Below are 24,381 nucleotides of genomic sequence, written 5' to 3'. Positions count from 1 at the left end.
TATATACATATGCTGGACTGTTTAATAAATATCACCTCTCGTAACTTTGTACCCAACAAACTCAGTGATACATATCTATCTTGATTCAAATTTGCACTCATTCGTGTCTTCTACTAGTCAGACTCGAATCAAAAATGCCGCACTTTACTTTTGTAATCAGCCATCATATCTAGAAAGGAGTCATGAACTCACTTGAGCCTATTATCAGATGGGATCGGGTATGAAAGCCTACGCTTTTATGGTCCCTTTCAGCCGCAACACATCGATCAACTTCAAATCACACGTACCATTAATGATCATACCTTTTTACATATCCGTGGTATGCTCTCCGAAGAACAGGGAGCCGCATGCATCGGACAAAATATGGAGCAAGAGCCGATTGTGATTCGTCAGTTGGATGATCAAGGACAATCGCTAAGAAGACTGTTTCACGGGATTGTTACGCAAATGTCTGTGAATTGCACACGGGGAGTATACACCTTTGAATTGGAAGCCGCTTCCCATTCCTATCAAATGGATATCAAGCTGAAAAAACGTTCCTACCAAGATATTCACCGCACTTATGATGATCTGGTCACCTCGATGGTTCGTAAATATGAGTATGGAGACGCCATTGATACCATAACTAATTATGCCAAACTGGATACTTTTGTTTTACAATATGAGGAGACGGATTGGGCTTTTTTAAAGCGTCTTGCTTCCCGCTTTGGCTCCGTACTTGTGCCAGAGGTAACCGCAGCCTCACCCAAAGTTTTTTTCGGGATGCCAGAAGGCAAACAGCACAAAGTGGAACGAGATGTATTTTATCGGGTACGGAAAACGTTTCATGAACTGGATGCCGAAAAGCCGGGAGAACGTGCTGGCTCGTATGTCACCTATACGATTGAAAGTCTGCAATATTATGCGCTGGGTGACCTCATCACGTTGCCCATTGGACAAGGCAAAGAATTGGTCGTAGTTCGAGCAGTGACCACGTTAGCCGATGGCTTACTGCGTACCCGTTATGATCTCCAAACCGAACAGAATATTCGCTATGCCCGTTATGAAAACGACCAGGCCACTGGGATTTCGCTGACAGGAACGGTGCTCAAGGTACAGCAGGATTTCGTACAGCTTCAACTGGGCATCGACCCGAAGCAAGACCCGGCTAAAGCCTGTTGGTTTCCCGTGGCGACTCGATATGTAGCCGAAGAACATAGCGGTTGGTACGATATGCCTGAGATCGGGGAACAAGTCGAACTGTATCTGCCTACACACCGCGAACAGGATGCCTATGTGACGGATTCGCTACGACAACAACGCCACACAAATGGACAGCCGAATGTGAAGATATGGAAACATGTGCAAGGTAGCGGCGTAGAAATGTCTGAGCAAGAACTGACCCTTTCTACCTCCGATGGATTTTCCATTACACTAAATGAAGATGGTGGCATCACCATCAACAGTCCGGGGGATGTACAGATTCAGGGTGGTCATGTGAAGCTTGATGCAGGTGAGGAACTGTCGCTGGAAGCTGGAACGGCGCTGTATCTCAAAGGTGGAGAAAGTAGCATGGTGCTGGATGGTGAGACAGATACCAAAGCTCCAGTGATTTATCAGGAAGGTACGGTGAAAGCACCCGTTTTCGTGTCTGACCTCCCTCCTGTACCTGAACCACCATTAATGAGTATAAAAGCTTATGAAGCAGCCCAATCAGCAGCAAAGAGCAGCCAAGCCCCTACTCCTAAAGCAAAAATTACGACTCCAGCTGAGCTTCAGAAGGCTAATGCTTTGATGGGGACGATATCCAAACTGTTAGGCTCTATTCCAGCAGTAGGGAACGTAGCCAGTGTGATGTTGAATACGGTGGGTGGGCCAGCAGGTAAAGTGGCGGCAACGGTGTTACAAGCAACAGGAGCCATCCCTATTCGTAGTAAAGGAACGCCAACGGTTGGAGGCAGTAAAGAAACGGGGTTGCACCCGCTCAAACACTTGGCTGGCTTAGCACTCCAAGGACTAATCAGTCAATACGAACATGAGCAAGCAAGACAAGCCTACTATAGCAAGTGGATTTTAGGAAAAGCATATACGAGTGCACGTCATGTAGCGAATTCTGGAGGCCCACTGGAGCTGATTCAGAACCTGCTGAAAGAGTCGAATGCTATGGCTCATGCCTACCAGCAGATTCCTAAAAGTGTTCGAGATAAAATGCTCAGAGATTATACGAAAAAACAACGCCTTCAGGCAGCGCAAACACAGAAACATGAGAATTCAAAACTTGCACTATGGAGAGAAAGAAAAACTAAGGAGTATACTTCATATTGGAATCAAACTGATTATTTTACAGCCAACTGGTGGCAGGATGAAGGTAAGCTAAAGCAAGCTGAGCAAGCACTACGCACTGAAATTACAATGCAGCGCAAACTATCACTGTATGATATTAAAGACCCCAATAAAATGGCTGCCATCCAGCGCATCGTCAACACAAAGCGAACACAAGTATGGGATGAAGGAACCCTAAATGCCATAGAAAATGGATTAGTAGCTATGGGAGTAGACTCAACAAATGCTATTGAGTTGGACAAAGAGAAAATAGATGCACTCATTGCTCGATACAATCAGGGCTTCATCGGACAAAAATCCGGAGATTACATGGAGAGGACAGGTCTAAGTGATTTAGTCGAAGACACGACTTATGGGGTTGTAGGAGCTCGTATCGGTATGGGGACTGCTGGAAGGCCTCCTGCTAGGCCCAGCCAACCACCTATTGTAGAGAATCCGCCTGTAAAACCCAACCCAAAAGGTGGCCCAGGTGTAAACAAGCCGATTGATGAATTCAATGATTCGCCGATTTATAATGGGGCAAATTCTAGTAGGCCTAAGGAGACACCTAAATCAACGAATCCGAGTAAAACTCCTGAGGGGACGGGTAAAACTGGAAATTCAAATAATGGACAATATTCAGGGAAATTAGTAAAGGTTCCTAAGGAAGATGAAGCAGCTGATATGTTAGCAGAAAAACTAGGTGGAGAAGCCAGAGTTAAATTTAGCAATGACCCTAAGGGACGTGAGTTTGATACGGTAAGCGACCAGTACATTGCTCAAACCAAACCACCGTTGAACAGTTTAGATAAGCAATTTAGAAAACAAGCGAAAGCTACGATTGAAGCAGCAATTGAGACGAACAGAAAAGCGTACTTTCACTTTGAAGGTAAGCCTGATGATAGAGTGCTAAGACAACTTAAAGAATATGCCGAAAGATATGGTGTAGAAATAATTATTGATACTAAACCCCTTATACCATGAGAGGATGAGAAGAAATGTTTGAGTATCACGGGTGGGCAACCATTAGAGAAAGTTCCTCATTTGAAGATGATGATGAAAAATTAATTTTAGTCATTCAAGAGATACAGAACTTTTTGAATGAATTAGATTGGCCTTCTGGCGTTTTGGATTTAAGAGCCGTAAATGGAGATTTTCAACTCTGGATAGCAGGTCTTAATAATCATAAACCTACAGCTAAACATAATCCCATAGAATTATTAAAAAGAGTGGGTGAGTTTGCTCCCGGCTCATATGGAATTTTATATGTAAGGGATAGTGATGATATGAAACTATTTAATGAATTTAGGGTTCATACATTAATTCGAGGTGAATTGACTGAACACACAGACCCTTTCTTGTCTCCATTCATACCTAAAGTAGAAGATGACTATGAAGATTAACATAAAGTTGAAATAGAGCTATTAACTCCGACAATAAGAGTGCAATACCACCAACAAACCAAACACTGAACAAATTAACAAACACTTGATGAACTTTAAAAAGCTTGTTCCAACTTGAATCATGAGTAGGAATGAGCTTTTTTGTATAATCAAAATAAAAAGGTTAAAAAATCATAATAATCCATCTTTCCTGCACAAAACAATAACTTGCCATCCCTCCCCATCAGAGTTACCATACACACACTCAAACCACGGGAGGGGAAATGTGTTATGTCAAATTGGCCAGATTGGTTTCTCGAAGCATTACGCCAACGTTTTTATCAATTAGAACTCGCTAGTGAACAACAGGCTTCATGTTTATCTGAGGACAAAAATCTATTCACTCAAATGGATCAATTCAAAACCAACCAAAACGAAGATATTCAACGTCTGCTATCTGAATGGGAAGAAGCCATAGGTTATCAGCTAAGTCAGGATAAGCAATCCATCTACATGGAAGGAGTGAAAGACGGGATTCGATTGATTCTTCCCGTCATACAACCCACAAATATTCTCTAGCCTATTGATCGTTACAGCCTATGGTTTCGTTAGTCCAATATTTCGTCTATGCTCATTCCACTTTTCAAGGTAAAAATAAAATGCGCTGGTGAGAGAACGGTTATCTTCTCCACCAACGCATTGAATAGGTTATCATCAAATTGTTCCAGTACATCTTCCCGTAAGTTTAGTACTTGTATAATTTCATCTACACGCTCCTTGATTTTTGCTTGCTGCTCATTCTCTTCCTCCAGTGTCAGCTTCTGTTGTCGTAGCTCGTTGAGTTCATTGGAAAGTCTGTTCGTTTCTTCATCATATACAATCTCATCAATCTGATTCCGTAGCTTAAGATTCACTAATTCCTTCAGGTCGGATTTCAATTGGTGCATCTTTCCTTCAATGTCCAATAGCGGTTCTTGCCCTACTTTGCTGGAAAGCACCGATTCAATATTGGCTTTCAACGTCTTTATGAATCCTTTCTTATTCTCATACATCCGATTGAACAATCGTACAAACGCGGAATGTAATACTTGTTCATCGACTGATTTGGCATCACATGCTGCTTTACCTTCATTGACATACGTTTTGCATTGCCATACCACTTTTTTGGATGGGTTATTGCTGTTCCAGGTTCGGCGTTTGAAAATGGCTCCACAGCATCCACAATATACTTTACTGCTTAGTGCATATTTACTGGAGTATCTTTTACTATCCCCCATGACATTACCTTTCAGCTTGGCCCTCCGTTCCTTTTCCTTTTGCACCGCTTCAAATATTTCCTTCGATACAATCGGTTCATGGTTGTCCTCAATTAAATATTGCTGCTCCTGTCCTTTATTTCTTATTCGTTTGTGGGTTAGAAAATCTACCGTTACCGTCTTTTGCTGAAGCAAAGCTCCGTAATATTTCTCATTGGTCAGAATTAAGGTAATGGAGGAATCCCACCACGTATCGCCACCCGTGACTGTTTTAATGTGATCTCGCATCAAACCTCTGGCTATCGCCTGATAGCTTTTGCCATCCAAATACTCCTCGTATATTCTGCGTACAATCTCTGCTTCCGACTCGTTAATCACCAATTCACCCTGTTCATCCTTATCGTAGCCGAGGAAACGATTCGTGTTGCAGAAGACTTTGCCGTTTTGAAAGCCACGTAATATGCCCCATCGACTATTTTCAGAAATATTCCGACTCTCGTCTTGGGCAAGGGAACTCAGGATGGTCAGCAATACCTCACCTGTGGTATCTAGCGTATTAATGTTCTCCCGTTCAAAGAATACGGCGACTCCGAGACTTTTCAGTTCCCGTACATATTTTAATAAATCTAGTGTATTCCTAGCAAATCTTGAAATCGACTTGACCAGAATGAGATCCAGTTTACCATTTCGAGCATCCTGTATCATCCGATTAAAATGTGTTCTATTTTTGGTACTGGTTCCAGTGATCCCTTCATCGGCGTAAATATCAGCCATTTCCCATTCCAAGTTGTTTTGAATGTATTGGGTATAATGGTTGACCTGATTGGTATAGCTTTCCTTTTGCTCCTCGGAATCGGTACTGACCCGACAATAGGCAGCGACTTTCTTCTTTTGAATCGATTGAATTCCTTCTACGATGTCCATCGTTTTAATGGGAACGATCACGACTTTTTTTGCGGTTGTAGCTTGGGCCATAGGTGTTTCTCCCTTCGATATCTTCTTTATACGGTCACATGGTATAATGCTTGCGGCACATCATCAAGTCCATTTCTGCCCATGTTATAGCTATTTGAAAGACTTTTTATTAAGCTCATCAATCGCGATGAACTCTTCTTCTGTAATGACATTTTGTGATCTCAATTGCTTTAATAGGCTTAGACTGAGCAAGTAGTCGATGGATTTTCGTTGCATATGTATGTGCTCCTTTGAAATAAAAATGGCTCACCTCTAAGGCAAGCCGATAGATATAATGCTTAGAATAAATTCTTAAGGCTAATGGTCTTTTCTGTAGTAATGCTATGATCGCTTACTAAGATGGCAGTCAGTACAAGGGCTTTGTTGATTGCTCCACTACTGCTTCCTGCTTTTATGGTTACGCTATTTCCTGTGCTGGCTGTTATGCTCCCCATGATCGGAATTGAATCATCTTGGTTCCATAAGCTCCACTCTACCGACTGGTCAAACACTTCCACTCCATTGTCATAGATATGGCTGAAGTATGATGCACTTTGTCCTGTTTTGAGGATGGGATTGCCGATAATGGCTATCGAATAGATATGCGTTCCCGTTTCAACGACTCTCAATTCAATGGTACTTCGTACTGTCGGATGATACGTTAGTTTTGCGGTGATGCTTGCTTGTCCTAAAGCGATGCCCATAATCTGGCCTTGCTGATCTACACTAACCACATTCGGATCGCTTGAAATGAAAGTTATGGCTGGATTAACCATCTCATTCCCGTTATCCGTAGCGGTCACATTCAACGGTATTATTTCGTTGAGCCGTACATAGGTTATCGTTCCGTGATTGATATGTAATGCGTAGGTATGAGCAATCTCATATTTCCATCGGTCTGCGATGTTATTTTCCAAGTCATCATAAGCTGTATTTATGCTATCCAATGTGCAGCTTAACTGGATGATGCCATTCATCGTGCGGTCAATTCCAGTCACTTTAAATGGCTGATGAGTCATATAGAATCGTTGGCTTAATGTAATGCCCTTCGTATCTGCGTTGTCCTGTACTGTAACCAGGATATGTCCCTCTGGCATGGAGATAACTTTACCTGTTTCCGTTGAAAACGTTCTGGCTTCCACCACAGCATCAATCCATTTTATCTGCCCGTTCCAGTTCAAAGCCAGCCGTTGATTACATTTTTTCATTCTGCCTCGACAAGACTGTTCATTTCGATCCACCTGACTGATAACTAAATATCGTTCATAGCGATAATCTACGATATCACCTGTTTGTAAAGGTGTTGCTGCTCGAATAATTTTTTCATCGGTCATCCGAATGGTATCTGTCGCATCTCGAATCAGACCAAGCTGTCTTACACCGTTTATGTGTACAAGCTCGCCTTTCTCTCGCAGGAAGAAATCTATCATCGGCTCTAGGCTCCTTGTCACTCCTCCACCTCCAAACCAAAATCTGGCTTGCAGCGATACAGGTACAACTCCACATAATCACTCCATTCCTTCTTATCCAAAATAATAAAAATATCTTCGCTAATTCGAATATAGCAGTTCGACAGCAATAAAGATTCCAGTGGACAGAAAGCTCGATATGTAGTCTCCAGTGTGTAACCATCTTCAAATGAAAAGCTTTTACGATAAGGTTGTACATCTGCCATCATTGACCGAATAGGTATGAATTCAGCATCTAAAATTTCCAACTTCGTATCGTAGAACATTAATCTGTTCCGACCTTGATTTTAGGCAGAGGAAGAGCCAGTCGAATATTTGTCGGAATCCCTGTTTCATAGGTAGCTGAGCGTTCACCTTCTTGCTTAGTTATAAGTCCAACCGAATCCCTATTTTTATAAAGATACACAGCATAATCGACCATGACTTCATCATATTCCACTGGTAGTGTTAAGACATTACAATAGCCATAAATATTACTCCTCGCTTTATTCAAATAGTGGATTAGGATATCATCCTTGGATATGTCCGTTGGTTCCATGCCTAATAATCGTTTCATCAAATCCATTAGCTCACTCATGTGCTGGCTCCTGTTCCTCCTTTACCTGTGCCTTCTCGTTACGCTTCATGTTCTTGGCAGCTTGAACTTTCGTTACAGGTTCATCTTCTTCAGTCTCATCTGGTTGAGATTCCTCCACTTGCTCATAATGCCCACTGGCCTGTAACCGCAGCATTAACTCCTGATCTGTGACTTCCCATATACATCCTGTTTCCTGATTCAAAAACCACATCTTATTACCCTCCAAAAAAATAAAATAGGGCATCCAAAACGGACACCCCGAACGTGTTTCTTCTATTATAATGTGTTCTCATATCATCTACTTTCAATTAAGACTTATTCGCTGTAAGTACAGTGATGGCTTCCGGCTTGATACATTTGGCTCCGAATACTTGCAACCCTTTCACTGCATCTGAAAATTGTTTCTCTGGTCTGAATGCTTCCACCGAATCCACTTGACCTGCAAAGGAAATGGCACTTTTATGACCTGCAATAATTTTATACTTAGCTCCTGCGGTATTTGGCACATTGTTGGATTTATAAACGGTCATGCCATCAATATCTCCCACATAGCCTGTGCGGATAAGATTCGGGTCTTTGGTGAAACGGGCATCTTTCAGCAGCAAGCCATAGTACCATGCAGGAACCACTACAAAACGTTCCGATTCAGGTACATTATTTTCGTCCAATAGCACACCTAAATCAATCAGTAAATCATAGGCTGTATCTTTTGTAGGAATTATCGGCGTTGCATCGTTACCCATCGTATTTTCAGCTTTGACCTCTGTATAAAATCCAGCAAGATACTGATCGACTACATTGGCGAGTCCATACGAAGCTTCCACGATTCCACCATCCAGTAGATTTACATTCGCTTGAGCAGCATCTACATCATCCACTTGAAAATTGAAATACTTCGCTTGATCAATCACCAACGTTTTTTGCGTAGCATCCAGTTCCTGTGGATTCCCGATACCTGCAGCTTTATCATAATTGCCAATCGTCACCGCTCCAATCGAATTGATCTTTACTGTAGAGCCTTGGCCTTGAATCTCACCTTCATAATCGGTGTTGACCACATTTCCATATACCAGATTCTTTTTCAAACTCTCATTTAAACGTGCGCTCCAAATCGTAGGAATAAAATTCTGTACTGACATATCTATTCACCTTGTCCTTTTCGTTTATTATTGTTTGTTTTGTAAAGCTTGTTTGACTTGATCCCAATGCTGATTGATCTCGTTTTGGGACATGCCTTTAATCGCATCCAATGTGAATGTGCTACTCGTTGAACTAGCCGGAGGGGTATATCCATCCCCTTTGAGCCGTTGCTCCACTTGCTGTTGAATTGCCAATTGTAACGATTGTTCCAACATAGCCAAATTTGCTGTCGTCGCTTCTTCATCTGTACCAATAAAAAAATCCACTAACGGGAGTGGAAGTTTCTTTTCGGATGCAATTTTAATCGCTTGACTGGTTAACCGTTCACGCTGCTTCTCTAACTTCATGTGCTCTACTTCAGCACGTAGCTTCTCCACTTCAATTTCTTTCTCATCCTTAGTCGGGAATCGCTTCTTGATCTCAGCATCCACTGCACTTTCCAAATGATTGGCTTTCCACGTTTCCAGTGATTTAGCGGATCGTTTGTCCACGGTGCTATCGAACCAACTTTTTGCTTGCTGATTAGATTGGATATATTGCTCCATCCCCTCCACGCTATACGGATTCAAACCCTGAAGATACGTTTGCCATTCCTCATTCGTTTGGTTTTCTTCAATCAACTGCTTCACTTGTTCTAAATTCATTTTAGATAATCTCCTTTATCGCCCATTCGACTCACAGAACCGAACACGCTTATGTATGTATGGAGCCGTTTAATGTCATGCTCAGGACAGTGTTGTTACGCTTTAGAAATCACAAAAACGAGGAAAAGGTACAAACATACCAACTCCCCACTTTTAGGTATTTTTCATCCTTTGTTTATATGGCTTTTTGGTAGCCTAAAGCGTAACACCGAGTCTATTGTTTGCCTAAACTTCAGAAACGTGTATGAATGCTGAAGCTGCATCATATTGAATATCATGCTCAGTACAATGATGTAACGCTTTAAAAAACGTAAAAGTGACGAAATGGTACAAGCATGCCAACTCCTCATTTTTGCCTATTTTTAACCCTTTGTTTATAGGGTTTTTTCCCACCTCTAAAGCGTTACATCGAGCCGTCTTTTTGTCTGAACTTCCGAACACGCATCCTTATATTTTCTTTTCTCGCTTTACCTCTACACTTCTCACAACATTTCTGCCGATTCGAATTTGCCGAAAATGTTCCTCCACAACGTGTACAGTTCACCCTCAGCTTCGCTGTCTTAGGCTCAGTCTCTACATTACGTTCAGACTTATATTCTCGCTCCAGCTTCTCGTCTATTGGCAGCACTCCATTTTCAAGATAGCTACAACGGGGCAGATCATCATCTTGAGCGAAAAATACACATGGGCCATCTTGTAAACAGCAATAATTCGAGATGCCATGTTTCGTTCCGAAATAACACGCACAACTATTCTTAACCAGCCGTTTGATTTTATTTTTATTCTGCATCTGATACCTCCTTATCCGTAGCAATTAATCGCTGCTGTTCTGGATGAAATTTATTGAATTCCAGCTTGGGATTCTCTACAAACGGTAACAGTGTTAGCAACGTTTCCTGAGATACGACTTGCTGCAATTTAACGATCACATCAGCCATCCCCACCAAGTCTGTCGGCAAGTTACGAGTAAACTTCACGGCGATATCCCTATAATCGTATTGAACTCCTTCTTTAATGTGTAGGTAGGTGAAGAAATTCCGTAAACGCTGCTTGATCGCCTTTTCCATCAACGCTTCACGCATTGCCACTCGATTCTCCAAATTCAGCAGCTTGTTTCTCAGCGCTAAGGAAGACGTATTACTGGCCCAGCTTTCATTAAAGTTGGCCTGATCCATCATGTCGAAAATTTTTCGTTCAATGTTATCCAACTCGTTCTTTACAAAAGAATCATTAATTTCCTTCGCAAGCCAACTCACCTTTCCCCCAGTTGGAACTTGAATAATGCCCATCTTCTTCATATTCAATAAATCTTCAGCTTCCAGCTTGGCATTCTCAATCACGAGATAGGCGTTACGATGATCTGCAATTTCATTGACCAAATCGGAATTCAACGCATTATAGGCATCAAATAAAGAAATCACATCATGGAAGCCACTTTTTCTCTCCGTATTGGCTGGACAGGAGATAAGCGGGACTCTTCCAAAGATGTGATTATGTTTGCCGATATATTTCAGTTCGGGTGCTTGGTTTTGCTTTATTTGATTGCCTTTATCATCACTGTCGATTGTATAGTGTAGAATTTCATGGTCGGTATACACGTCCAGATAGACTTGCTTATCAAACCGCTTCGTAAATTTATGTAGGCCAAGTAATACGTTTCTTTCTGCTGTTCCGTCCTCCAACACATACGCATTCAAAGGGGATAATACAGTGGCTGAAAACTGACCATCCGAGTCGATATAGTTCAATTCAATACTTTCACCGAATATTTCAGATTGTTTCCGAAGCTGTAGATTATGCTCTTTGTCCCAATGACTCATATGTACGTCTATGTTATGTATGGCTTCATCCTGATCCGACTTGGACACATAGTTTACTGGCTTACCGAGCAGGTAGCCGACTTCATTATCTACGAACTTACGTGGAAAGTTGAAAATGAGCTTTTGGTTACTGCGGCTTTCTTGCATCGCATAGTTCTTGAGAATAGCATGCTGACCATTGTAGTAATCTGCATATTTCTGTTTGGCTATTGCAATCGAGTAGAGTTCATTTAGACACTCTACTATGATTTGTTCGGTTATTTGCAAATAGGTTCTTCCTTTCAAAATGGACTATGTAATTGTTGGTTTTAATTTTTTCACAAATAAAGGAACCACCTATAATAAAGTAGTTACCTGTTAGCGTAGTGTCTACATACCTAATTTTTGGTTATATAGAGATAATGAATAATTATTTTCATTTATGATATTTTTCACAATTTGTTTAATAACATCTATCTCACGAATTTCGTATAGGTTAGGAATCAATAAATCGGATACTGTAATCCACTTACATTCACTGATCTCAATGTTATCTATTTGCAGAGAACCTCCAATAATTTCACCAGTAAAATGAAACATAATGACTTGATTGTTTGTGCTGCTCATAAAATTATAGATGCCTGTTGTTCCTGTAAGTTTGACATCATACCCGGTTTCTTCTTTTACTTCTCTACGTGCGGCGTCTAGGATATCTTCACCAAGCTCTATCCTCCCACCTGGAAAGTTCCATTTATTTCTGGCAGTGTGTTTATTTTCTTTTATTATCAACACTTTATCTGCTCGAATTATAGATACGCTGGCAACCAAAACAATTCCAGTTTTCGTCATTTTCTCTTCTCCTTTCTTCTCATCATCAATAATAATAGGATTCTTCTAATTCTGAATATACGTTCCCACAGCAAATATGTCTCCTGAATTTGGAAATCATATTACCATGATACAGAATGTATGTTCTCATGTAAATAGTAAGTATTTTCAACTAACCTTTCCATTAGATTGGATAAAATAAAAATTGAGTTTTGACAGAAGCCTCAAAACAACAAACTTCGATCATAAAATTTCAGACTCTTGACCGACTGAATCAATTGAACAGCCCCATATAAACTATCTGGAGCATCGTCGTATGTACAATTTCGATTGTAGTCCTTCACTTGATGGTTGTATCTGAGGTTATCTGCATTGAACAGAATATGACCTTTCTTGATTTCTGGCTCCAAGCTAATAATTCGTTCATGCTTCTGTCCCTTGGAATGAACACTTTCTACGGGTGTATGTATATTCGCCTTCCATAGCTCTTCTTCAAACTTTTGCTTCATATAACTCTGTGCCTGATTCACCTCAAAACCAAGCTTATCTACGGGATAAAGCTTCAACTTCTCAATGGCGATTTGAAACAAATCATCCGGCAACAGTTTATAAATATTACCGTCAACCACATACATCTGCTTTGTCTTCCTGTGTTGACCAATAATTGAAACCGCAGAATAGTCGTTTTTCTTTCCTGCTTTAATGGCTGGATCAATGTACATGGCAAGTTCCATCTCCTCAAACTCAGGCAACCTGTCCCAGTACATGAGATTCTGAAATATATATTCGTCAGTTGAACGCGGATCATTTTGTAACTCTTTATAAAATGACTTTTCACCCATGGCTTGCTTCTTGCACATCAAATAATAATAGTCCAAATACTCGCTCCATAGGATTTTCGTACCGTCTAGCATTTCTTTTTCATGGGCCATAAAGAAAGACAAAGCCGTATTGATCCTATCCTCGTCTTGGAGATTATTATATTGTCGCTCCCACTCTGACCATAGATCATCACGCTCTGAAAACTGAAGCACGGCTGCTTTACGAACACTTCGCACACCAGGGATTTTACCTTTGAGCAAATCGGCCATAATATCCTCTTCGTTTAGAATGGTTCCACAGATTAGAATATTCGTATCCCTTGTGCCAATAGGCAGAATAACATCCGTAAACGTATTTTTAATTTGTTCTCGCTTAGCTTCGGATCGAGCCGTATCCTCCTTGAGCAAATCATCCATTAGAACTAGCGTAGGACGATGATGCTTATAGTGAATACCTCTCAAACTACCGTCAATCCCACGAATCATAATGCAGGAGTCCAGCCCACCTTTACTTTTCAACCATATCTCATTGTTGTTCCAGCGACTACCTTTACGAATACCGAAATCCTCAATCAGCATCTGATTCGTTTCTAACTCATCTTTGATCATATCAAGGAACGGAAGAGCAATTTGCTCTGTGGCAGATATAATCAATGTAAACTGTGATTTATCATAAAGCGTGGCATACAGCGGAAATAAAAAAGAGCTGATCGTGGACTTTCCATGCTCTCTAGGGAGGCCGAAAGCCGTAATCAGTCCTGTATTCGCAAGCATATGCCTTAATTCCGTGAATAGCTCTTTGTGGAACTGTCCAAACGCTCGATCAAAATATTTAGGGAAATAGGCTAAAGCGAAAAATTCAATGTCCATCTCACCAATAAGCTTACGAAGTTCAGAAAAAGAGAACGTTTCGATCAGTTGTTTCATTTTGGGCGGCTTAAAATGCTTCTCCATATACTGCTTCAGCAACTCAGCCTGACGCTCAGCTTCTTGCTTTATTGTTTCAATAGTAGTGGCTCCTTTCTCATATGTACCGTAAAATCATCACAAAAATTTCTGCACCCTTTGCTGGCGGCTCCGTTTATCTACATAGAAGACCCCCTCCATCCACGGAAAAAAGAGTGGCTGCTCACCACTCGATATTTGCCAAAGCTTCAGCCATATCCTGCTGCGTTGTTAGCGTATAGATATTCGTTGTTGCTACGTGATCATGTCCAAGGATTTGCTGGATGGTCGTCAAAGGAGTTGTTTTCACCAACTTATATCCTAACGTATGCCTGAGCATATGTGGTGTCACCTTCACGTTTATCCGATTTCCGTATTTGTTCAGGATCAGGTTGACCGCATTCCGTTCCAAAGCACCACGCTGCCCAATAAATAAGTGTTCCGATTCAACTTGTGGCCTAACTTCGAGATATCGGGTAATGGCTTTTCGTACATCCTTATTTAATGGAATGGTACGATAGGCATTTCCTTTGCCAAGTATCCTCAATAAACCTTTGCGTTCACTTATCTCAATATCCTTCAGCTTAATGCCAACCAATTCGCTTACTCGTATGCCAGTCCCAATCAATAATTCGACCATACAAATGTGCATACGATTGCTCCTACGGTGAATTTCATTTCTCAGCTTCCACAAATCCTTTTCCGCTAACCCTTTGTATTGCCGCACAACCTTATTCCTTACCGCTTCGATATGTAATTCTTCTGATATATATCCTTGTTGGTGCATCCACTGTGCAAATACGTTGACACTGGCAATTTTTCGGTTAATGGTGAGTATCGCTTGGTTGGTGCTTTGCAGATATTTCTTGTATTCTACGCCATCCAATTCAATCCACTGATCCAATCCATATTCCGTCTTGCCCCGATACCAGACTATGAACTGTAACACGTCCCGAATATAGCAGGAAACCGTGTTCTCGCTCCGATCCTTGCTCCGTAAATGCGCTTCAAATCCTTGAATATACTCCATATTCGCCCCACCCTTCGCTTTGTGTGTCACATCATACCGTTGATGTGGGGCAAAGTCCACCGTTTGCATAACCTATCTTATGCACTTAGTTTGGGCAATTTACAGGCTAATTCAGGGCTGAAACTGGCGTTTATCTATACAAATACTGACGACATAACGTTATGACTGTAAATCTTCTGACTCCATGTATCCTTCCTCAATCTCGACCGATTCCTCAATAGCTTCATAATCGGCATCCACTACATCGGCTTCAATCATATCCAAAAATAGCTGCTTCCGTTCCTGTTCCAGTGCCTTCGTATTGACTACCAGCTCACGTCGATCATTCCACTCGTTAGGTGCGCGGTTCTTTAAGTAGAAGATCATCGCTGTCGGATTGGGAGGCTGATATCTTTTCACTTTCTCAATGCGCGTCTTCTTTTTTCCATTTTTGTCCTCTTCAATAATCGTTTTAATTTCTTCATATTCATAGCCTGTAGCAGCTTTCAAAAGTGAATTTTCTACGTGTGAGATAGGGACAGATCTGCTCCATTTGACTAGTTCAGCCAGCATCGGATGTTTATCTATATATTCGTACCAAGTCGTTTTACCAATGTCGAGTTTCCTGATGATGTCCTCCGCGTTCACGCCTTCTTCGAACCATTGCTGAATCTCCGCTAACCGAGGATATACATGTGTTTCCCACTTGGTTGGACGTTCCAATGCTTCAGCAAATTTGGGATGTTTTCTACGATAGTCACCTAATGTCCAAATATGAATATTTAGCCGTTTCGCAATCTCTTCATCTGTTGCTCCTTCACGTATCCAAACGGGAATATCCCTGAGTCTTGGCACAACAAATTGATCATACTTGGTCAGTATCTTTGGCTTATTTCTTTTTGGCTTTTCATTATTTTTGCTCATTAACTCACCTCCATCACGAAAAAAGGGAACAGACTATAATAGCCCATTCCCCATATGTATCAGCTTACCCTTCCAATTCAACTTCGTAAAACAACTTGATATCCTCAATTACCTTCTGAATCAACTCATTGTCCTCCATAGCTTCATCAGTCCCTAGCACATTCACCTTTTCGGCTTGCATGCCCTTCAGGAATCGAATCACCATATTCACTTTTGCCTTACCCAATTCAAATCACTCTTTCGGTTTAGTCAGCACATGATACCTCTGACCTTGCCGACTCAGCAACAACTACATGATAGTCATACTGCTTACCATCCCGAATCAAATATACGCCATTATCGCTGCCAATATGGGCAATATATCGCTTCACAATCACATCTACATATTTAGGATCAAGCTCACTGGTATAGCAAATCCGATCCGTTTCCTCACAAGCAATCAATGTTGAACCTGAACCACCAAATGGATCAAACACGATGTCACCAAGCTTACTGGAATTTTTAATTGGGTAACTAATCAGGGGAATCGGCTTCATCGTTGGATGATATTCATTGCGAAAGGGACGATCAAATTGCCATAATGTAGTCTGCTTACGATCACTGTTCCAGTAGTGTCCACTAGTTGGCTTCCAACCGTACAATACGGGTTCGTGCATCCAGTGATAATCACTTCTGCCCATTACCATAGCCTGTTTAGCCCATATGCAGCATTGTGCCAGTTTGAATCCGGCTTCAATAAATGCCTTCCTAAAATTCAAACCTTCACTATCCGCATGGAAAACATAAATACTTGCTCCATCATCTGCTACTTCAAACATTCGAGTATAGGCAGCCAATAGGAAATTATAAAACTGGTAATTGTCCATTTTATCGTTCTCTATTTTCAATGCATCCTTGGTTTTACCTGTATAATCCACATTATAGGGTGGATCAGTTACAATAAGTTGAGCCTTCTTACCATCCATCAATGTTGCGATATCCTGCGGGTTAGTCGAGTTACCGCATATGAGCCTATGCTTACCAAGTAGCCAAATGTCACCTTTTCGAGTGATCGGATGCTCAGATAATGCTTCTTCTACATTAAAATCATCCTCATCATCTACTGTATCTTCGTGCAATGTATCTAGCAACTTCTCTGCTTCAGACCAATCAAAGCCTGTCAACTCAATATTATATTCTGCTTCTTTTAACTCATCTAATAATGTAGCCAGTGCGTAAAAGTCCCACTCCCCTGTAATTTTATTGAGCGCTATGTTCAGGGCTTTTTCTTTCGACTTATTCACATCGACTATGACACAATCGACTTCATCGTAGCCGAGTGCCTTCAACACTTTGGCTCGTTGGTGACCTCCTACAATGGTATAATCACTATTACAAATAATTGGTTCACAATAACCGAATTCGATAACACTATTCCTGATCTTTTCAAATTCTGGATCACCCGCTTTTAAATCCTTCCTTGGATTATATTCGGCATGTACCAGTTGATCGATCTTCAATTTCATCCATTTCATTTATAACACTTGCTCCTTTATGTCTATAGCTTTCTCATTGTTTTTGGCGTTTTTTATGTATGGTATGGGCATTTCTACGTTTACAAATTTGATTTCCAATCCGTCTCATTCTCCTCTCACTCAGAATTACAGTGAAGAATATGCTAAGCCAAATACAGATTTCTATAGCTAATGCTAGTAACAATACAATCATCCTAATTTCTCCTCTCTAAATGAAAAAGGAACCCTAGCTCATAGCCAGAGTTCCCGTGTATAATATGTATTTTTTAATTTTCAATATTGTGTCACGTGACATATCTTATTACTATGTAAGACAAATCTCCAATTCATATTCAGCAAGATAAATTTGAATATGTAAGTGGTAAATTTCAAAGTGGTATCCTATCCAATAAAATGAATCTGATTACGTGTATGAATGCTGCTGAATGTATGTATGGTCTATACGTGGGATAGGGGAAACTCAAAATCGCGATAAAACCACTTCGCTACGCTTCGTAAACGGTAGTATCGCCTGCCGATGTTTCCCCTCCCACACCCAACCCCATTTCGGCTAATTAAGTTCACTTTCTCAACTCCAACCATCCCTTTACTCTAAAATTCATGGCTAGACATATGTATTCATATCCTATCACAGCCTCTCTACGGGCTGACAAGCCCATTGTATAAATCCATCTATAAACATGTTTCCTATTTTCCGTCCGTTTGTTTCCAATTTTATAACGCCAAATTCCTATCTTCACTTCAATTTCTCCAATATAATAGCGGATTTTTAAAAGCTGTTTCCATGTTTCCAGTTTTGAGCACTCCTTATCACATATACACTCTTCACCAGCACATAATATTCGATCAAATATTATTTATATGTATTTCTCTTAAGAGTTAAAAAAACAGGAAACATGGAAACAAACTCATAATTCTCTATGTAAACAAACTATTTTTCTGTTTCCAATTGTATTTAAAACAGAAAACGAACAGGAAACGGATGCTCCAAACAGGAAACATTATATTTTGATGCCAAACCAGCACGGAACTGAATTGCCACTTGTTGTTCTGGCTTTCCTCTGATACACCTTATCCTTAAGTTTTTCTTTGATATGCTTATTAAATTTAATCGTCGTTTCAGGTTTAAATCCACCTTGTTTACACCATGCAGCATACTTCGCATATAACCTTTTACATTCGATTCGGCTTTCATGTTGTTTTGAAGCTTCACTTTCGATTTGACATTCTTCATCTATGAACAGCATAATGACATCCGATTCCATTTGATACGTTTTAACTTGATCCTTAATCGTTTGTGAATATGAAAATCCACCTTGTTGTTCGAGTCGTCTTAATCCCTCAAGCGCATAATTCAATAATGTCGATAAAGCAGATGGAGTCGTCAATTTATGAATTAATTTAGTATCCTTTTGTTGATCCGTAAACTTTCGAGTAAAAGGAAACACCATCAGCCTTCTAAAAAATCCATCACTGTTATCACTACTTTTCGGCAACTCATTTGCACTAAACAACAGTTTACAAAACGGCTCAAAGTTAAAGGGATCTTTCCCCTTTTTCTCAGCATTTAATCCTTCACCACTGGCAAGTACCTTGAGGTTCCCCGTAGAGTTCAATGCATCCGCAGGGATATCTGTAAAGCAATTCAGCACTTTTCCATAAAGTTCAGCAATTTTAAACCTTGATCTGTCTCCTTCTAAATCTTGAATTTTAACTTTGGATATATTCGCTTTGCCTATCATCGTTTCAATCGTTTTAATCAATACCGATTTCCCGTTGCTTCCCGTACCTGTGAATAAAAATATTTTTTCATACTCCAAGGTAGGAATCAGAAAATAGCCGATCATTTCAAACAATGTTGCATGCGTATCCTGTTCCAGAACAGATTCGATAAACTTAAGCATGACAGGGTCATTAGCCGTAGGATCATATAGGACAGGAAATTGAATAGTGCTCCGTCTATCAGGCGTATGCTCCCTTAACTCTCCCGTTTTCCAATTCAACAGACCGTTTTTCACATTAATATAGTCGTCCAACAGATTCATTTGGGTTCCTGCAATATAACTTTGGGCCTCTATGTAATAACGTGCTTCCTTAATCCGACTATGGCGAAATTCATTATCCAGCAGGGTAACGGATAATTGCTCCAGGTGACGCTCACCATCATTGACATATACGCCCTGATCATATCGATACAAAAACGTACCATCAGAAAAACATTTCATATGCTGATCTAAAATATCTTTGGCATACCAAACTGGTTGAAATTTCTTATGCGTTCCGTGAATCTCAAAGTATTCCATATAATTATGCTCAATTGATTTGGGAGAATTCTCTCCTGCTGACTCGTCATCGCGTTTGAACACATCTACAATATCGACATGAGATGTAAGCTTAGTATTGCTTTGATTCCGGTAGTACTCTTCCTCGTGAGCTAACCATTCCTCATATTGTTCGGCAAGCCACTCTTGATATTCAGGATCATTCGCTTTCCGTTCTTCCTCTTCAATACGTTGTTCAAGTTCCCAATTCTCAAAAAACGCGATCTCCTTCTTGAGATACGCTCGTTCCGAATCGGTCATATATTTTTCGTCCGTGTATGTCCACCACGTTTTGCCACCATTATACGAAAACTCCAACTCATATGGAGGATAATCAAACTGTATCCGATACTGTTTATCGATATCTTCCTTGGTGATCGGCTTCCACATACCATCTATCCAAGCTTCTACTTGTTTGCTATTGCTATTTTTTCGTACATCTACCCGTTTTCCGTTAATGGTGAATTGGTCAATATAATACTTGTGTTTATCATCGTGCTTCTCTAAAGCTGTTGTCATATTGTTATGATCCCCCTTATTAATAGATGTTATCGACTACCTGTTTAAATTCGTTATATTGTTCCATGGCCTTCCTTAATGGAGATGAATCCTTAAATATAAATACTTTCCGATTCGAATCCTTTAAATCTACTTTTTCATCCATTTTATGAAACCGATTAAACATCAACCATCCTGCCATCCGAGACTGAGTAATGACAATTGTATTGCTTTCCATATCTGACCTCCAAATATATTAATGATTGGAATGTGAAAGGTAAATTCCTCCCACATCCCTCCCTACCGGCTGACAAGCCGCATCATTAAGCTCGAAAGTCTACCCGGCAAATGATGGAAGCCTTTGTTGTCTTTATAATGTGCTTAATGGTTATAGACTTGTTCATATAGCAATTGAGGAGGGAATCTCCTGCTTTGCGAGCAATGCTCAATCCTTCAGCCACGCCAAGCCAGGCTCGGTCATCAAACAAGGTATACGTCTGACCCACTATTTTCTCAGCTACTTCTTTTGGATTCCATGTCCTCTTTTCGCTGCTTACCAAGGAAATTTTGTAGTCGATGAGATCATCGAGCTTCGCATCCTGTCGTTTGAGGTACTTGTCAGGAATGCTCATATCTTTGCCTTCAGGCCATTGTAATGTATAAGCTTCTTGTTTCATCACCGTAGTATAGTTATGGCCCAGCCACTCAAAGGTACGTTCATCGCTCTCTTTTGCCTGCTGGATATAAACTTTATCTTTACCCTCATAATGAAGCTGTACATTTTGCAGCATTCCTTCACTGGCGACCACCCAACAAAAGGAATAATTTTCATTCGATTTTTTCGCTTTGGAATCCACGTAAGTCTTCCGCACAGCAGCCGTAGCAAGTAGAGAAGGACAATCACATATGTGTTCTGCTGCTGCTTTCGTTTCCCGATATAGCTCTGCAAATTTGGCATCCACTTCTTTTCGCAATCGCTTCTGCTTCTCGTCTGATGCGAATGGATTCAGGCTTTGCTTCTCTTGCGTTAGCTCTTTATTTCTTTGCAAAAACGCTTTATAGGTTGCATTTAACGCATCAATCGCTTGATCCACACAAACTATATCCAAGTCAGGATTTTGAAAATACTGATAGACATTCTCAAACTGATGCTTTCTAATTTTTCGATCTGTATCCTCCAGCATGATTTGGTTTACATATTTCTTAAACGAAAACATGGAATTAGCAAGCAGATCTAAGGCCGAGATGTGCTCACGATCCTTGTTGTAGGTTTTTCCGTCTTTGAAAAATGTAAATTGTGGCTTCAACGTTCCAAACCGATATTGAATTACATCTGGAATGACAACTTGGTCGAACAGACCCGATTTGGAAGCATCTATACATAGGGCCTGCAAATGCTTCATGATCGCAATCGGAAACTTGTATTGCAATAACCTACCCTTCGCGTTAGCGATATTTTCAATCGTCGTATTAATATCGGTGATTTCTCCCGTTTTATCTTCAGAGCGAATAATAAAATCAATAACATTTGCCTTGTTCCATTCCTGTGATGAGGCAGTGGATTTATCTGCATCGTTCACTTGTACCAGTGACTCGATGACATAGTCTGCTAGCGATACTTTAGCCTGAACGGGAAAACGTTCCGCAAAATGCTGCTGAATATTCTCATTCAACAGATCAAGCCGATTTTTACCGTGGTGTTCACTTTTTTCGTTATTAACCTTAAAATTGTACTGCTGAAGGTATTCAATCTGAGTCTCGACCAAATTTAATTCTGTAGACAAAACCAGTAATTCATCGCCGTCCCTGTCTGCGCCGCCAAGACGATCTGGCTCTGTCCCCAAAGGAAGCTGCACAATGTTGTCGATATGACGAATAAACTCAGCATCCTCACCTTCATAATCCACAAATGTGGTTCGCGTGATTTCACTGAAGGACATGATCGGATTTCTCGCAAATAGATTCTGGCCTAATATCGCGCCGCCACAATAACTCTGCTTGGCAGAAAGAAACCCTGTATATTTCCATGTATAGTGATCCGCTGCCGCAGCGTAAGACAAAAACGCTAAAATATCTTGTGTCATATACAGATACTTGGCTTCAACATAAAACTTCCCCAAGCCCATTTCATCTATTTTATGATCGATTACTTCCTTGATCGTTTGCCTTACTTTATGATCGAATGCCAATTTTTTATTAAGGTGTAGAGCATGAATAGCATCACTACACTGTTTACCAATTCCATTATCTGAATTTTCCCGATACACCAAGTGCAAAAATGCTTGCAAATAGCGGAGATCTTCCCATTCTAGCTCCTCTTTGCTGTAGATACTTAATGCACGATATATGAGGTCACCCTGCACATGGGATAAACAAATGACATCTCTTGCTTGCAAATCCAGTGCCAATAACAACTGATACGATGATTTTCGGTATTGTTCATGTACTGGCTTGGCAATATTGGAGATGCCAATCGCATCATAGCCATACTCGATCAATTTAGACTGGTATGCTGCTATCGAGGGAAATAACCAGGCTTTCTCCTCTGAACCGTCTGGCTTTTCTCCGACCACTTGCAGCTTCGCTTTAAAGATGGACTCGGTGGTCAAAATATCGATCTTGTCTACATCATGCCACGTTCCGAATATATCCTGAATCCGCTTCACGTTATGCTTACGGAAATATCCATGGAAATCTACACAAGGAAAAAAGCCTTTGATTGCTGGCAAGCGTAATTGATAACCTGTAATCGTATAGTCTACCTCAAGGAATCTTTCCATTTGCCGTCCTAACTCTTTTGAGACCAAACCCATACCATCAAATACATTTTCCATGACCGTATGATTTTTTACTTCAGCTAATTGCAACCCCGTTGACCATGGTGTGATGGGGAGTTCTTTTTTCTCATACGGCTTAGTCTGATCGATAGTCCATACGGGAACCGAAACGCCATCTTTCTTTTCAACTTTCCATGCAGGCTTACTAAGGTGCTCTAAAGACACTCGTCTGCTATTCTCTCTTTCCCAGCGACCAGTCGTTTTGTATTGGTCTCTATCGTTAGGTGCGATAGGAAGTTCGATTTTATGCTCTTTGACCTTTTGATTGATTTTTTGGCGCTGCTTTTCATAGTGTTTTTCTTCTTCCATATAAGCTTGAAGCTTAGTGTACATGTCCTCTTCTTTGGGTGTACGATGATATGGAAGAATCATCTCTACGTCTTCCGTTACGGGTATTTCTTTATCAGGGAGAATGCAGATGGTTAGCTGCTTCATATTTACAGGGCAGAGATACACATCTGTTGTCATTAGGGCATTGCGCGTCAAGTTTTTAGATACGGTGCATTTAGTTGGTTCGGTTCCAAGGGAAACATGTACTTTCAACGCTTCAGCGTATTTCTCCAGTACAAATAACTGACGACATTCTTTGTTCTGAGCACCGGAAAGGACATTATCCAGAAATACATAGGTATGGCGAGCAATCTCTTGACCGTTTGCCTTTGTATAGATGGCGGTAAAGCCCTTTTCCAGTAAACGTTTGAGTTTGTCATTGTCCTCTTCACTACGTCCACGTCCAGTCTCGATGGTCATGATTGGGAGGAGATTCTTCTTTTTTCTGATCGGCTTGCTATTATTGGATTTTAGGTTGGAAGTATCTTGATTGGTTATGTACTCTACTGTAGCATCGAATTTCTTATTCATTATTTTCTCGTGCAAAATGTAATACATGAAGTTTTCACTTGTTTGTTTAGCATCTACCAAAGTGTAGGCCAATGAAAATTCGCCATTTTGCTCTGTTACATCGTCAAGTTGATATTGCCATAGGTGGTATTGTCTTTTTTTGATCATGCGAATCCTCCGATATTTTAGTTTAAACACAGAACTAATGTTCTTATTTTATTATATCGAATATGCGTTCTCATTTGAATAGTTAGTGTAATATAATTTTTGAAAGTAGAAGAAGTTTTTTGGGAAACGAGAAAAGAGACTATATTATTAAATC

General features: G+C 40.5%; 21 protein-coding genes. 3 read left to right on the top strand and 18 right to left on the bottom strand.

The features are described 5' to 3' along the window. Positions 1-192: 192 nt before the first annotated feature. The 3 genes from NST83_RS04445 (at position 193) to NST83_RS04435 (ending at position 4,262) form a co-directional block, all read left to right on the top strand. Positions 193-3,285: a restriction endonuclease fold toxin gene (locus tag NST83_RS04445; protein ID WP_342416722.1), complete on the top strand. Its 3,093-nt coding sequence runs from the start codon at positions 193-195 to the stop codon at positions 3,283-3,285. A 14-nt stretch (positions 3,286-3,299) separates the two neighbouring features. Continuing rightward, entirely contained in the window at positions 3,300-3,704 is a 405-nt protein-coding gene (locus tag NST83_RS04440) for an Imm7 family immunity protein (RefSeq protein ID WP_283652795.1), read from the top strand. Between the two features lie 270 nt (positions 3,705-3,974). Then, on the top strand, positions 3,975-4,262 hold the full coding sequence (locus tag NST83_RS04435) for a hypothetical protein (protein ID WP_342416721.1): 288 nt from the start codon (positions 3,975-3,977) through the stop codon (positions 4,260-4,262). Between the two features lie 29 nt (positions 4,263-4,291). Here the strand turns inward: NST83_RS04435 and NST83_RS04430 are convergent, their stop codons facing one another. The 18 genes from NST83_RS04430 to NST83_RS04345 all read right to left on the bottom strand — a co-directional run bounded on the left by NST83_RS04430 (position 4,292) and on the right by NST83_RS04345 (position 24,227). After that, on the bottom strand, positions 4,292-5,914 hold the full coding sequence (locus tag NST83_RS04430; RefSeq protein WP_342416720.1) for a recombinase family protein: 1,623 nt from the start codon (positions 5,912-5,914) through the stop codon (positions 4,292-4,294). A gap of 90 nt (positions 5,915-6,004) precedes the next feature. Next, positions 6,005-6,130: an SHOCT domain-containing protein gene (locus tag NST83_RS04425; protein ID WP_268794278.1), complete on the bottom strand. Its 126-nt coding sequence runs from the start codon at positions 6,128-6,130 to the stop codon at positions 6,005-6,007. A gap of 62 nt (positions 6,131-6,192) precedes the next feature. Beyond that, positions 6,193-7,344, bottom strand: coding sequence for a hypothetical protein (locus NST83_RS04420; protein ID WP_342416719.1), 1,152 nt, complete (start codon positions 7,342-7,344; stop codon positions 6,193-6,195). Further along, positions 7,341-7,628: a hypothetical protein gene (locus NST83_RS04415; RefSeq protein WP_283652801.1), complete on the bottom strand. Its 288-nt coding sequence runs from the start codon at positions 7,626-7,628 to the stop codon at positions 7,341-7,343. The genes NST83_RS04420 and NST83_RS04415 overlap by 4 nt, the downstream gene beginning before the upstream one ends. Next, positions 7,628-7,939, bottom strand: a complete 312-nt coding sequence (locus NST83_RS04410) for a phage head-tail connector protein (protein WP_342416718.1) — start codon at positions 7,937-7,939, stop codon at positions 7,628-7,630. The genes NST83_RS04415 and NST83_RS04410 overlap by 1 nt, the downstream gene beginning before the upstream one ends. After that, entirely contained in the window at positions 7,932-8,150 is a 219-nt protein-coding gene (locus NST83_RS04405) for a hypothetical protein (protein WP_342416717.1), read from the bottom strand. The genes NST83_RS04410 and NST83_RS04405 overlap by 8 nt, the downstream gene beginning before the upstream one ends. Positions 8,151-8,247: 97 nt before the next feature. Then, positions 8,248-9,078 carry a P22 coat protein - protein 5 domain protein gene (locus tag NST83_RS04400; protein ID WP_342416716.1) on the bottom strand — a complete coding sequence of 277 codons (831 nt, stop codon included), beginning with the start codon at positions 9,076-9,078 and terminating at the stop codon, positions 8,248-8,250. Positions 9,079-9,105: 27 nt separating this feature from the next. Further along, positions 9,106-9,723 (bottom strand): DUF4355 domain-containing protein, encoded by a 618-nt coding sequence (locus NST83_RS04395; protein WP_342416715.1) that lies wholly within the window; start codon positions 9,721-9,723, stop codon positions 9,106-9,108. Between the two features lie 779 nt (positions 9,724-10,502). Continuing rightward, positions 10,503-11,810, bottom strand: coding sequence for a phage portal protein (locus NST83_RS04390; RefSeq protein ID WP_342416714.1), 1,308 nt, complete (start codon positions 11,808-11,810; stop codon positions 10,503-10,505). A gap of 102 nt (positions 11,811-11,912) precedes the next feature. Next, positions 11,913-12,371 (bottom strand): NUDIX hydrolase, encoded by a 459-nt coding sequence (locus NST83_RS04385; RefSeq protein WP_342416713.1) that lies wholly within the window; start codon positions 12,369-12,371, stop codon positions 11,913-11,915. Between the two features lie 203 nt (positions 12,372-12,574). Beyond that, a complete protein-coding gene (gene terL, locus NST83_RS04380) occupies positions 12,575-14,125 on the bottom strand; it encodes a phage terminase large subunit (protein ID WP_342416712.1) in 1,551 nt (516 codons plus the stop codon). Between the two features lie 175 nt (positions 14,126-14,300). Beyond that, entirely contained in the window at positions 14,301-15,146 is an 846-nt protein-coding gene (locus NST83_RS04375; protein ID WP_342416711.1) for a tyrosine-type recombinase/integrase, read from the bottom strand. A gap of 159 nt (positions 15,147-15,305) precedes the next feature. Next, positions 15,306-16,049, bottom strand: coding sequence for a transposase (locus NST83_RS04370; protein WP_342416710.1), 744 nt, complete (start codon positions 16,047-16,049; stop codon positions 15,306-15,308). 64 nt (positions 16,050-16,113) lie between these two features. Further along, positions 16,114-16,275: a hypothetical protein gene (locus tag NST83_RS04365; RefSeq protein ID WP_342416709.1), complete on the bottom strand. Its 162-nt coding sequence runs from the start codon at positions 16,273-16,275 to the stop codon at positions 16,114-16,116. A gap of 19 nt (positions 16,276-16,294) precedes the next feature. Continuing rightward, positions 16,295-17,563 carry a site-specific DNA-methyltransferase gene (locus NST83_RS04360; RefSeq protein WP_342416708.1) on the bottom strand — a complete coding sequence of 423 codons (1,269 nt, stop codon included), beginning with the start codon at positions 17,561-17,563 and terminating at the stop codon, positions 16,295-16,297. 1,001 nt (positions 17,564-18,564) lie between these two features. Then, on the bottom strand, positions 18,565-20,403 hold the full coding sequence (locus NST83_RS04355) for a phage/plasmid primase, P4 family (RefSeq protein WP_342416707.1): 1,839 nt from the start codon (positions 20,401-20,403) through the stop codon (positions 18,565-18,567). 19 nt (positions 20,404-20,422) lie between these two features. Continuing rightward, complete coding sequence (locus NST83_RS04350) at positions 20,423-20,620, bottom strand: DUF5659 domain-containing protein (RefSeq protein WP_250239913.1); 198 nt, start codon at positions 20,618-20,620, stop codon at positions 20,423-20,425. A gap of 85 nt (positions 20,621-20,705) precedes the next feature. Beyond that, positions 20,706-24,227: a hypothetical protein gene (locus NST83_RS04345; protein WP_342416706.1), complete on the bottom strand. Its 3,522-nt coding sequence runs from the start codon at positions 24,225-24,227 to the stop codon at positions 20,706-20,708. Positions 24,228-24,381: the final 154 nt, after the last annotated feature.

The sequence above is a fragment of the Paenibacillus sp. FSL R10-2782 genome, from assembly GCF_038592985.1.
Taxonomy (GTDB): domain Bacteria; phylum Bacillota; class Bacilli; order Paenibacillales; family Paenibacillaceae; genus Paenibacillus; species Paenibacillus terrae_C.
The sequence above is the reverse complement of the archived record's forward strand: the minus strand, read 5'-3'. Positions and strand labels throughout refer to the sequence as shown.

Excerpts from the sequence above, each read along its gene's own strand:
- NST83_RS04440 (WP_283652795.1), top strand. The coding sequence starts at position 3,300 with ATGTTTGAGTATCACGGGTGGGCAACCATTAGAGAAAGTTCCTCATTT.
- NST83_RS04435 (WP_342416721.1), top strand. The coding sequence starts at position 3,975 with ATGTCAAATTGGCCAGATTGGTTTCTCGAAGCATTACGCCAACGTTTT.
- NST83_RS04430 (WP_342416720.1), bottom strand. The coding sequence starts at position 5,914 with ATGGCCCAAGCTACAACCGCAAAAAAAGTCGTGATCGTTCCCATTAAA.
- NST83_RS04425 (WP_268794278.1), bottom strand. The coding sequence starts at position 6,130 with ATGCAACGAAAATCCATCGACTACTTGCTCAGTCTAAGCCTATTAAAG.
- NST83_RS04415 (WP_283652801.1), bottom strand. The coding sequence starts at position 7,628 with ATGTTCTACGATACGAAGTTGGAAATTTTAGATGCTGAATTCATACCT.
- NST83_RS04410 (WP_342416718.1), bottom strand. The coding sequence starts at position 7,939 with ATGAGTGAGCTAATGGATTTGATGAAACGATTATTAGGCATGGAACCA.
- NST83_RS04405 (WP_342416717.1), bottom strand. The coding sequence starts at position 8,150 with ATGTGGTTTTTGAATCAGGAAACAGGATGTATATGGGAAGTCACAGAT.
- NST83_RS04400 (WP_342416716.1), bottom strand. The coding sequence starts at position 9,078 with ATGTCAGTACAGAATTTTATTCCTACGATTTGGAGCGCACGTTTAAAT.
- NST83_RS04395 (WP_342416715.1), bottom strand. The coding sequence starts at position 9,723 with ATGAATTTAGAACAAGTGAAGCAGTTGATTGAAGAAAACCAAACGAAT.
- NST83_RS04385 (WP_342416713.1), bottom strand. The coding sequence starts at position 12,371 with ATGACGAAAACTGGAATTGTTTTGGTTGCCAGCGTATCTATAATTCGA.
- terL (WP_342416712.1), bottom strand. The coding sequence starts at position 14,125 with ATGGAGAAGCATTTTAAGCCGCCCAAAATGAAACAACTGATCGAAACG.
- NST83_RS04375 (WP_342416711.1), bottom strand. The coding sequence starts at position 15,146 with ATGGAGTATATTCAAGGATTTGAAGCGCATTTACGGAGCAAGGATCGG.
- NST83_RS04370 (WP_342416710.1), bottom strand. The coding sequence starts at position 16,049 with ATGAGCAAAAATAATGAAAAGCCAAAAAGAAATAAGCCAAAGATACTG.
- NST83_RS04360 (WP_342416708.1), bottom strand. The coding sequence starts at position 17,563 with ATGAAATGGATGAAATTGAAGATCGATCAACTGGTACATGCCGAATAT.
- NST83_RS04355 (WP_342416707.1), bottom strand. The coding sequence starts at position 20,403 with ATGACAACAGCTTTAGAGAAGCACGATGATAAACACAAGTATTATATT.
- NST83_RS04350 (WP_250239913.1), bottom strand. The coding sequence starts at position 20,620 with ATGGAAAGCAATACAATTGTCATTACTCAGTCTCGGATGGCAGGATGG.
- NST83_RS04345 (WP_342416706.1), bottom strand. The coding sequence starts at position 24,227 with ATGATCAAAAAAAGACAATACCACCTATGGCAATATCAACTTGACGAT.